General features: G+C 71.1%; 7 protein-coding genes. 2 read left to right on the top strand and 5 right to left on the bottom strand.

The genetic code is table 11. The annotated features are described in order from the left end of the window. The 3 genes from GXP76_RS30360 to GXP76_RS30350 all read right to left on the bottom strand — a co-directional run. The coding region (locus tag GXP76_RS30360; protein ID WP_242574828.1) for a sensor histidine kinase KdpD at nt 1-1794 on the bottom strand (1794 nt) is incomplete at its 3' end. Nucleotides 1795-2529: 735 nt separating this feature from the next. Beyond that, entirely contained in the window at nt 2530-4257 is a 1728-nt protein-coding gene (locus GXP76_RS30355) for a hypothetical protein (RefSeq protein WP_242574827.1), read from the bottom strand. A 298-nt stretch (nt 4258-4555) separates the two neighbouring features. Continuing rightward, on the bottom strand, nt 4556-5950 hold the full coding sequence (locus GXP76_RS30350) for an MFS transporter (RefSeq protein ID WP_242574826.1): 1395 nt from the start codon (nt 5948-5950) through the stop codon (nt 4556-4558). A 148-nt stretch (nt 5951-6098) separates the two neighbouring features. Between GXP76_RS30350 and GXP76_RS30345 the strand changes: the two genes are divergently transcribed. After that, nucleotides 6099-7025, top strand: a complete 927-nt coding sequence (locus GXP76_RS30345) for a helix-turn-helix transcriptional regulator (RefSeq protein WP_242574825.1) — start codon at nt 6099-6101, stop codon at nt 7023-7025. A 90-nt stretch (nt 7026-7115) separates the two neighbouring features. Here GXP76_RS30345 and GXP76_RS30340 read toward each other — a convergent pair whose 3' ends face one another. Next, nucleotides 7116-8498, bottom strand: a complete 1383-nt coding sequence (locus GXP76_RS30340; protein WP_242574824.1) for a phosphoribosyltransferase family protein — start codon at nt 8496-8498, stop codon at nt 7116-7118. Nucleotides 8499-8773: 275 nt separating this feature from the next. Between GXP76_RS30340 and GXP76_RS30335 the strand changes: the two genes are divergently transcribed. Next, a complete protein-coding gene (locus tag GXP76_RS30335; protein WP_242574823.1) occupies nt 8774-9226 on the top strand; it encodes a CBS domain-containing protein in 453 nt (150 codons plus the stop codon). A 48-nt stretch (nt 9227-9274) separates the two neighbouring features. Here GXP76_RS30335 and GXP76_RS30330 read toward each other — a convergent pair. Then, nucleotides 9275-11265: serine/threonine-protein kinase (locus tag GXP76_RS30330; RefSeq protein ID WP_242574822.1), on the bottom strand; the 1991-nt coding region annotated here is incomplete at its 5' end.

The following is an 11265-nucleotide window of genomic DNA, read 5'->3' as shown; positions in this document are numbered from 1 at the left end:
CGGGTGGCCCCCGTTGTGGCCGGCGTGGTGACCGCCGTTGGTCTGGCCGTTGGCCGCGCCGTACCCGGTGGGCTGCCGCTGGGGGAGCGGGGCCGGGGCCTCGCCGCCGCCGTTGGATCCGGCCGAGGCCGTCGCCGTCGCGGCCGCGTGGGCGCTGGGCGAGCCGATACGGCGTACGGACGGGGTCTCACCGTGCGTACCGCGACCGCCGCGGGCGGCGAGGGCGCCGGCCTCGGCGGGCAGGGGGCTGCGGTGGTCGGACGTGGACTGGGGGACCTGGTACGGCTGGTGGTGCGGAACCTGGTTCGGGATGTGCGGCACCTGGTTCGGGACCTGATGCGGCACCTGGTGCGGCGCCGGCTGGGGAGTGTGCTGAGGCGTCTGCTGGGGGGACGGCTGGGGCGCCTGCGGGGAGGCCGACCACGCCGCGCCCGACGCCGGCTCGCTGGACGGCGCCGTACGCTGCGCGTGCTCCGCCTGCTGCTCCTGCCGGCGGCGCTGCTCCTGCTCCTGGTCCGGTGTCTGCCGCTGGGCGGGCGCCGGCGGGGCGGCGTCGAGCAGCGCGCTCGGCAGTACGACGACGGCCTGCGTACCGCCGTAGATGTTGCGGCGCAGCGCGACGTCGATGTCGTGCCTGCGCGCGATCTGCGCGACCACGAACAGGCCGATACGGCCGTCCTCCAGCTGCTCGCGGATGTCGAACTGGTCCGGCCTGGTGAGCAGCCGGTTCATCCGGTCCAGCTTCTCGGGCGCCATCGGCAGTCCGCGGTCGTCGATCTCGATCGCGAGACCGGCCGGGACACGCTCGGCGCGCAGCGTCACCTGGGTCTCCGGGGCGGAGAACCGGGCCGCGTTCTCGACGAGTTCGGCGAGCAGGTGGATGACCTCGGCCGCGGCGTAGCCGGGCAGCGTGCCCTCGGGCGGCTGGATGACACGTACACGCGCGTACTGCTCGATCTCGGCGACACCCTGGCGCAGCACGGTCGGCAGCGGGACGGGCTTGTTGATACGGCGGGGGACCGCGCCGCCCATGACGGCCAGGCTCTCCACCTGGCGGCGGAACTGGGTGACGAGGTGGTCGACGCCGAAGAGACCGCCGAGCAGGTCCGGGTCCTCGACCTCGCTCTCCAGATCGTCCAGCCGGGCCAGCGCGCGGTTGACCAGCGCGTGCAGGCGCTGCGCGATGTTGACGAAGACGTCCACCTGCTGGCGGGCGCCCGCCTCGGCGACGGCGGCCAGCGCCTGGTGCTGCGCGAGGCGCAGGGTCTGTTCGAGATCCGCGAACGGGTTGCCCTGGGCGACGGCCTGGGGCGCCGGCTCCATGAGCTGGGGACGCTCACCGCGGCTGATCTGCTCCAGCAGCCGGGCGATGTTCTTCTGCCCCTCGGTGGTCACCGCCTCGAACCGCTCGACCCACTGCCGCGCGGAGGTGGCGTTCGTGACCCGCTGCTCGTGCACGGCGGCGGAGACGGCGGCGGCCTTACGGGTGGCGGCGACCGTCGCGAACACGCCGAGGACGGCGGCGGCGGCCACGACGGACCAGGTCGCGGGGCCGTTTCCGACGAAGTGCCACATGGACCACGCGCCGGCAGCCAGCACCACGACCGTGGCGACCGGCATCAGGGCGAGAAAACGGATCCGTGAGCGCAGACCCTTCTCGGTGGCCAGATTCCGGTTGGCCGTGGCGGGAGCCTGGGCCGTGTTCCCGGTGTTCTGGGACTTCCGAGCGGAACGTCCGCGCCGCCGGCCGCTGCGGCGGTCGGCGGGGGCGGCGTGCGGGGAGAGTTCAGGCATAAATGTCCTCGGTACGACGGGGACCGGCGGATGAAGGTGAGAGGGCCGCGCTTCGGCGCCGGCTCGGGGCTCCAGGGGCGTGTGCCGGGCGTCGTTGGTCCGATGGACCTTCCGGGACGCCCCCCGGTTCGCCGTTCCGTCCGCCGCCCTCGGGAGCTGCCGCGTCGGCCGGCCGGTGAACCAGGGCCGGCAGAGCGAGCACGAAGGAGCGGACCATGTGTTTAAGGAGCCTTCACAGACGGGCAGTTGGACGGGTACAGGCACATGCCAGCGTCATTAAGAGCCATAACAAGCTTGGTCCGTGGCCGCGTTCGCCGCCACGGGCGGAAGGGGTCGTTCAGTGGTCGCTTGAGCCCATGGCTTTCACAATGTGAATCGCACAAAAGCGGCTATTGGCTCGAACGCAAAGAGGCCGTCGGCAGGGCGCGACGGCGATGCGACCGCCAAACGATCGATTTCGCATGGTGCGGCGATCGGTACGGGGGTCGCTTGTGAGGAAAATCTGAGCAGGACTTGAGGAACAACCTCTCAAAGAGTGCATCGCAATCCTCTACCCAACTGTGCCCAGTGGCAAGGCACTTCAACCATGCGTGTCCTTCACGATGCGGAGAATTGGTGAACGCGACCGGGAATGTCCGTCGGCGGAGCTTCATTTGAGCCCCCAGGTCCCCCGTGACCTGGGTCACTTCGGGCCGGACACCGCTTCGGAAAGCGCGCGCGTGCCGTGCCGGAGTGTCACTTCGGATCGAACTCGCCGACGAAACGCAGCACCTCGTCCAGCTGGTCCATGCTGAGCAGCCGGCTGCGCGGCCGGAGCATGCCGGAACTTCCGTACGCCCCCAACTCCTGGCACCGGCGCAGCAGCCAGGGCCAGTCGATCGACAAATAGTCTGCCAGGGCCCGCAGCCGGTACTCGGAGGTGGGTCCCTCTATCACACTGCGCTCACGGGCATGGTCGATCGCCTGGGTGTACGTACGGACCTGGGACCGCTGATCCGTAATGCCGACACGCCAAATCCCGTCCGAGCGAAGCCAGTTGGCCACAATGACCCGGTCGTCGGGTGCCAGGACGAATTCGTCGATCTGCGAGTACTCCTCCTCGGCGCAGATCCACACCGACAGTCCGTGCATCTCCATCAGGGCGACGCTCAGGAACAGCAGGATCCGCTCGTACGGCTCGCTGTCCTTGACCGACTGCTCCGGTATGCAGAGCGCGTGCCCCGGCCGTACGGACGGATCGGCGCGCCGCGCCGCCGCACGGGTGAGGTGCTCGTGTTTGTGCCGGAAGAAGAGCCAGGCCGCGCCTTCCTCGCCCGTCTGCTCACGCGTCCAGAAGAAGGGCGGTTCGGTCACCTCACCGAGATGGCGCTCGATGTGCAGTGTGCAGAAGTACGAGCCGAGCCAGGCGGCACCCACCCGGGACAGCTCCGGCATCGCCGACCGCGCCACGGCCGAGCGAGGCATCGCTAAATGGCTCTCCAGCTCACGTCGTTCACTGTCGAGAATGTGGTCGTCAGCGAGGAGGCTGTCCTCCAGATTGAGCATCGCCCACAGGATGCCGAACGTCAGGTCGTCCAGCCGGTACGGCTTCGGTATCGGCAGCGTCCCGCGCGGGTCCGCGTCCAGCTGGTAGCGCGCGCGGGCGGAGTCCAGCACGTACAGCCCCTCGCCGCCGCTGCCGCCGAGCGAGGCGATGAGCAGGGCCCGGCGCGCGGGCTGGACGAACGCGCGTAGATGCGGGTTCTCCTCCACGGCGATCGACACCACGTCGTCCTGCGACGTCGCCTCGTACATCTGGGCGGGCACCGCCGTACCGTCGAAGATGCGCATGCCGTCCAGATACCAGAGCCCGCCCGCGCCGGCCGCGGCCTCCGAGGGCGAGAGGGAGGAACTGGACCACAGGGCGTCCATCGAGCGGGCGGTGGCGAGCGACGATCCGTGCGGCAGCCGCGCCGGGACGACCTCGCGGCTCGGCACGCGCTGGAGCAGCAGGTCCACCTCGACGCCGAGCATGTAGGCGAGGACGGTGGCCGCGTCGCCCTGGGGCGACTGGGTGCCGGCCAGCCACCGCTTGAAGGTGATGCGTGAGACGGAGACGTTGCCGACGCGGCTGTTGCCGTACTCCTTCGCGGCCCGGCGCGCGGCGAGGCTGAACTGCACGTCGAAGACGGCAAACTTCGCCCAGTTGAGCCGTTCGAGCAGCACCCGCAGCAGGGTCGGCGGGCGCTGTTCGGAGTGGCCGGGGGACCGGTCGGGGGTTCTCTCGACGGGCTGGTCGGCGCTCCTCGCGACCGCTTTCCCGACGGGGTGGTCGACGGGGTGATCGGCCGTGTGGCCGGCGGCCTGACCGGCGGCGTGACCGGCGGCCTGACCGGCGTCGTGACCAGCGGGATGACCGACCGCGCGATCGACCGGCTGATCGAGCCGGCGATCGACGGGGTACTCGTTCTCCTCAGGGGTCACGAGCCGAGCCCTCCTCGGGCAACCAGAACGGTGCGGTCAGATAGTCGAAGCGGAAATTCCATCCAGCTGACTCATCCTCACGGTGTCGTACGCACGGTCGCAAATGCCAATTCCGGGGCTCGGCAGAGACATGATCACTCCGAGTACGCGCCCCTGTCCAGCAGAACCCTGGCCAGAGGATCCACGGTTAGTCAACAGCCCTCACTATTGGCGCAGTTGGGAGACGGGGGTCGCGGAAGGGATCAATCCGCTCCGCCGCCCGGCCGCCACCCCCGTCCCCCGTCACCCTTTTCCGAGGTCAGTTCCGCTTCCGGGAGAGCTGCGCCAGGATCGTCAGGACCCCGAACCCCAGGATGACCACCAATCCCGGCCGGAGCGTGGACAGCTCGTTGCCGGGCATGATCGCCGCCGTGACGACGGCGAGCCCGAACGCTCCGCCGATCTGGAGCGAACTGTTGAGCAGGCCCGCGGCCAGCCCCTGCTCCTCGTCGGGCACCCCGCTGGTGCCCGCGACCATCAGCGTCGCGATACTGAGTGCGAATCCCACGCCCCACAGCAGCGAGGCGGGCAGCAGGACCGTCCACAGGTCCGGCTCCGGACCGATCCGCAGAAGAAGCAGATAGCAGGGCAGGAACGCCACCAGCCCGGCCATCAGCACCCTCCGCACGCCGAACCTGTCCATCAGCGCGCCGAGCCCCGGCCCGACCACCACCACCATGAGCCCGGCCGGCAGCAGGACCAGCGCCATCTGCCACGGCCGCCAGCCCGCCAGGTCCTGCAAGTACAGGGCCAGCACGAACTGGAATCCCATGGCGCCCCCGTAGAGCAGGGCGATGCTGATGTTGGCGGTCACCAGACCCCGGTCACGGAAGATGCCCAGCCGGATCAGCGGCTCCTTCACCGTGCGCTCGATCGCGACGAACCCGGCCAGCAGCAGCCCGGACAGGGCGATCCCGCCGAGCGTGCGCCACGACGACCAGCCCGCCTCCGCCGCCGAGACCACGGTGAAGACCAGGAGCAGCATGCCGGCGAGCAGGGTCACGGCGCCGCCGAAGTCGAGACGGGGGCGTTCCGTACGGGGCGGGTCCGGCGGCAGGAAGCGCAGCGCGCCGATCAGCAGCAGTACGGAGAGCGGGATCGGCAGGACGAAGACGGACCGCCAGTTCAGCCCGGCGAGCAGCCCGCCGACCAGCAGCCCGCAGGAGTACCCGGACGCCTCGAAGACGTTGAAGATCCCGAACGCCTTGTTGCGCTCCGGGCCTTCGCGGAAGGTCGTCGTGAGCAGCGACATGGCCGCCGGTGCCGCGAAGCCCGCCGCCATCCCCTTGACGAAGCGCGAGGCGATGAGCAGCGTCCCGTCGTCGACGAGCGCGCCGAACAGCGACACGACGGCGAACGCGGCCATCGAGACCACCAGCACCCGCCGCCTGCCGAACAGGTCGGCGACCCGCCCGCCCAGCAGCAGGAAGCTGCCGAAAGCCAGGATGTACGCGCTGACCAGCCACTGCGCGGTGGCGGTGCTCATGCCCAGCTCGTGCTGGATCTCGGGGAGGGCCACGACGATCATCGAGATGTCGAGCCCGTCGAGCAGGATCACCCCGCTGAAGATCATGAGGGAGATCCACAGCCGGGCGGGCCAGGGCGGTGAGTCCTCCCGCGGCAGTCGTTCACTCGTGGCCGGGCTCTCTGACATGGGTACGTCCCCTCACGGCTGCTGATCGATGCCGCGAGCCTCACCGGCGGGCCGGGGACCGGCCAGCCCCCCGCCGTACGTGCGCCGGCTGTTCCTGCCACTGACAGGAACAGCCACCGGCCGCTCCGTGCGCGTAGCGTCGGGAGCTATGAACGCTCCGGAGACGGCGGTGAAGACACAGGGCGACGGTCGGGTATTCGACCCCCACGCCGAGATCGGCGCGTTTCTGCGCACCCGGCGGGGGCGGCTGAGCCCGCAGGACGCGGGCCTGCCGCTGTACGGGAGGTACCGGCGCGTCCCCGGCCTGCGGCGCGAGGAGCTGGCGCAGCTCGCCGGGGTGTCGGTCGCCTACCTCACCCGCCTCGAACAGGGCAGGGGCCACAACGTGTCGGCGGAGGTCCTGGGCGCGCTCTCCCGCGCCCTGCGGCTGACGGACGCCGAGCACGACCACCTCACGCGGCTGGCCAAGTGCCATCGGACGAACAGGCACGCCCCGCCGCCGCCCGAGCGGGAACGGGTGCGCCCGGCGCTGCGGGAGATGCTGACGGCCCTGGACGGCGTACCCGCGTACGTCACGGGCTGGCGCTCCGACCTCCTGGCGTGGAACCGCACGGCGGCGGCCCTCTTCGGCGACTGGGACCAACTGCCCCCGCGGGAACGCAACTGGGCGCGCCTGCTGTTCCTGTCGCCGGGCTCCCGCCGCCTGTTCGACGACTGGGAGACCGAGGCGGCCGGCGCGGTGGGAGCCCTGCGCGTACACGCCGCCTGCCGCCCGGACGACCCGCGGCTGCTGTCACTGGTGACCGAACTCTCCACCGGGAGCGAGGACTTCCGCCGCCTCTGGTCCCACCACGACATCACCGAACACCACCACGGCACGACCCACCTCCACCACCCCCTGGCCGGCGCCCTGACACTCTCCTTCGAAACCCTCCAACTCCCGGACGGCTCGGACCAGACCCTCACGATCCACCACGCACTCCCGGGCTCCCCGACGTCGGAGAACCTGCGCCTGCTGACGAGTTGGGGCCCGCCGGCGCTGACGGCGAGGGACGTTGAACTGGGGGGACGCTGAGCGCGACGGGGGGCGAGGGACGTTGAACGCGAAGGGCGCTGAGCGGGACGGAAAGCCGGCCGGGAGGGAAAGCTGAAGGCCGGGGGCCGTTCAGAAGCCCGCCGCCGTGTGGGCCGCCGGGGTCATGTGGTCCGTGAACCATTCGCCGGCCAGCTCGGTGACCCTCTCCAGCGCGCCGCTCTCCTCGAAGAGATGGGTGGCGCCGGGGACGACCGCGAGCCGGTTCTCGCAGTGCAGCCAGGACTGGGCCGCGCGATTGAGATCGATGACCTGGAGGTCGTCGCCACCGACGATCAGCAGCGTCGGCGCGGTCACCTCAGGCAGCCGCGCTCCGGCCAGGTCGGGCCTGCCGCCCCGGGACACCACCGCGGCGATACGGGCGTCGGGCTCGGCCGCCGACCACAGCGCGGCGCCGGCACCGGTGCTGGCACCGAAGTACCCCACGGCCAGCCCTTCGCACTCGGGCTGTTCCCGCAGCCAGCCGGTCGCGTCGGTGAGCCGCCCGGCCAGCAGTCCGGTGTCGAAGACATTGGCCCGGTCCGCCTCTTCCTCCTCCGTGAGCAGGTCGAACAGCAGGGTCCCCAGCCCGGCCCGGTTCAGGCCGGCCGCGACGAAACGGTTGCGCGGGCTGTGCCGGCTGCTGCCACTGCCGTGCGCGAAGACGACGACCCCGGCCGCGCCCTCGGGCACGGTCAGCCGCCCGCGCAGCGTCGCACCGCCGATCCGTACGGACGCCTCCCTGCCCACCTTGTCGCCCGCCTCGTCGCCCGCCCGTCCGGACGTTCTCCCGTCCCCGCCGGCCGCCGGGCCGGACCGGCTCCGGTCGCCGCCGGCCGGGCGATCGCCCGCCTCCGCCAGGCAGGCGACCACCTCGTCGTCGTCGGTCTGGGCGAAGTCGAGGTAGAACTGTCCGATCGCGTAGAAGTCCCGCGGGGTGTGCGGACACACGAGTTCGTCGGCGTCGGTGCCCAGCCGTTCGGCCCAGTCGCGCGGCGCCACGGGAACGGCCAGCACGATCCGTGCCGCTCCCCGGGCACGAGCGATCTGGCAGGCCGCACGCGCTGTCGACCCCGTGGCCACCCCGTCATCGACCACCAGCACCGTCCGCCCCGCCAGGCCGATCGGCGCGCGTCCGCCCCGGTACCGGCGGGCGCGGCTGTCCAGCACCTGCCGTTCATGCGCCTCGACACCGGCGAGCTCGTCATCGGTGACGCCCGTCATACGCATGACCTCGTCGTTGACCACGCGGACGCCGCCCTCGCCGATCGCCCCCATCCCCAGCTCCTGGTGGAACGGCACGCCCAGCTTGCGCACCAGACAGACGTCCAGCGGCGCGCCCAGCGCCTCGGCGACCGCCGCGGCGACCGGAACCCCTCCGCGGGGCAGCCCCAGCACCACGACCCCGGCGCCCTTGAGATGTCCGAGAGACGCTGCCAGCTGGTGGCCGGCATCTCGGCGATCCATGAACAACACGACTCGACCTCCTTGCCCCGAGAGGAACGGCGAAAGGGAACGCCGAAGGAACGCCAAACGAGCGGCGCCCGAAACGAGCGGCGCGACGAGTGCTCCATACATCAATCATCGGCCATTCGGCGGAAGGACGCGCGCCGCCGCGGGTGCGGGACGTTCGGCCCATCGAGACGGTCCTGCTCGGCCCAAGCGTGCGAGCGAGCTCGCACGGTGCAGTGGAAGACGAGGTACGAGAGGGCGCGGTATCGCCTGCCCCGAGTGCCCCGAGGAGACGGGCGATGAAAGTCTCGGACGTGATGACCTCGCCGCCGGCGACGGTCACTCCGCGGACCTCGCTGGCCGACGCGGCCCGGCGGATGGCCGAGGGCGGCATCGGATCCCTGCTCGTGACCGAGCACGGCACTCTGCGCGGCATCGTCACCGACCGCGATCTCGCGGTACGGGGGCTGGGCCGCGGGCTCGACGGTGACGCGCCGGTGGAGGCCGTCATGTCGGCTGGGGTCGTCACGGTGGACGCGGCCGACGACGTACAGGTGGCGTACCGGACCTTCCGCCGCGCAGGGGTACGCCGGCTGCCGGTCCTCGACGACGGCCGGACAGCCGGGATGCTGAGCGTCGACGACCTGCTCCTGGACGTCTTCGAGCGACTGGCCGACCTCCTCGGGCCGGTCGCGTGGAGCATCCTCGCCGAGCCACCCGGCCCGCCCGTCGCCACCGGACCCCAGCGATGACGGTGGTCACGCCCTTTCTCGCCGCTCTCCACGCGTGCGGCGGCCGGCTCAGTCGTAAGCCCTCAGACAGAGCATCGTCGCGCCGTCGTCCACCTCCTGGGACCAGTAGGTGTTCCTGTCGTACTGCCCGGTACGACAGTTCTCGGCCGTGGTGTCCGCCGTCGCCCGGTAGATGGCCGTGATGACGAAGATGTCGTTGTACGCGCTGGGTACCCTCTCGTCCGTGCAGTTCACGGACGACAGCATCGCGATGCTGGCCCGCTTGCCGTCGTTGTCGGCGAGCAGGCAGTCGCCTTTGTGGTACTGGCCTTCGAGGCAGAGCGCGGTCCGCTCGCCGCTGCTGCTGGAGTAGTACGACCAGGTCGCCTGGTCCCCGGCGCTCTCGCAGTCGTCACTGGTGCCGTAGACGCGCACACGCGAGTCGCCGCACGGCGCCGTGTTCGGCTCGTCCTCGCTCCAGTCGTACTCCTTCTCGCCGCCGTAGCCGGTGTCGAAGACGTCCAGGCAGTCCCCGACCGAGACGGCCCTGAAGGCGTCCTCGGTGGGATCGGGCTCCGGTTCCGGTTCGGGCTCCGGTTCCGGTTCCGGTTCGTAGTCGTCCGAGCCGTCCGAGGCGTCCGAGTCGCCGTTCGAGGAGTCGTCCGACCCGGCGGAGATGTCACCGCTTCCGCCGCCACCACCGGTCAGGCCGGAGCTGTACGTCGGCCCGGGGTTGCTCACCGGGCTGTCGCCGTCCTTCTGGTTCCAGGGCTGCCAGATCAGCAGCCCGATGATGACCGCGCCCACGAGCAGGCCACCCCAGCTGTCGGAGCTTTTCGACGCGTTCGAGGCGGGTTTCACCGGAGGCTTCGGCGCTTTCGGAGTCTTCGGAGCCGAGGCGGCAGACGCGGCAGACGCGGCCCGGGTGGTGCGCCGGGCGGAGTTCCGGGCCCGCTCACGCGCCAGGCGTTCGCGCTCCTTCCGTTCCCTCTCCTTCCTCTCCTTCTCCCTTCGTTCCTTCTCTCTCCGCTCCTCTTCCTTGCGCTCCTTCTCCTGGCGTTCCTTTTCCGCCCGTTCCGCCGCCTTGCGCGCCTGCTCCCCAAGCCTGCGCTCCTCCTCCAGGCGCCGCCGCTCCCGCTCCTCCGCTTCCGCCCGTTCCTCGGCCCGCGCCTGCGCCAGAGCGTCCCGCTGTATGCGCAGGGCTTCCAACTGTTCGCGCATCTCGCTGACTTCGTCGTCCGAACCCTCCCGACCGCCCTCGGACCGCACCCGCGTCCGAGCGTCGGCCGCGTCGAAGTCGACCGCGCCGCCCTGTAGTTGGCGTCCCTGCTCGGCGTACTCCTCGATGAGCGCGGTCCACTCGTGCGGCAGCCACCGTGCCGCTGTCCGCGTCGCCGACAGCGGGCCGAGGTCGCGCAGACACCGCCGCATCACCTCGTCGGGTGCGGGCCGGTCCCCGGGCTCGGCCTCCAGCAACGGAAGGATCAGCGGCCGCAGTTGGGGCGGCAGCCCGTCCGTGTCGATCTCGGCGCGCTGGACGAGAGCCAGGAGCCCGATGGAGTGGTCGGTCTGCTCGTACGGCGGCCGGCCGACCGCCAGGAAGAAGAGCGTCGCGCCCAGCGAGTACATGTCGGACGCGGCGGTGGACTTCCTGCCCGACGCCTGTTCCGGCGAGGTGAACGGGAACGTGCCGATCGTCGTCGCGGAGCTGGTGTGGTCGTGGGCGTGCGAGATGCCGAAGTCGATGAGACGGGGCCCGTCCCCGGTCAGCAGGATGTTCTGGGGTTTGACGTCCCGGTGGACGACCCCCGTTCCGTGCAGTTCGACCAGCGCACGCGCGGCCTCGGCGGCGATCCACCGGACGGCGTCGACATGCAACGTCCCCACTTCGGCGACGAGTTCGGCGAGGCTGGGCGCCGGAATGAACTCGATGGCCAGCCAAGGGCGCTTCGCCGTCGCGTCGGAGTCCAGCACCTTCGCCGTGGACACGCTCTCGACGCGCCCGGCCAGCTCCACCTCGCGGGCGAACCGGTCCCGGTCCGGCCTGCTGACGAAGCCCT

The organism is Streptomyces sp. NP-1717 (assembly GCF_022695985.1).
Classification (GTDB): domain Bacteria; phylum Actinomycetota; class Actinomycetes; order Streptomycetales; family Streptomycetaceae; genus Streptomyces.
Note: the sequence above shows the minus strand (reverse complement) of the source record. Positions and strands in the feature narration are given on the sequence as shown.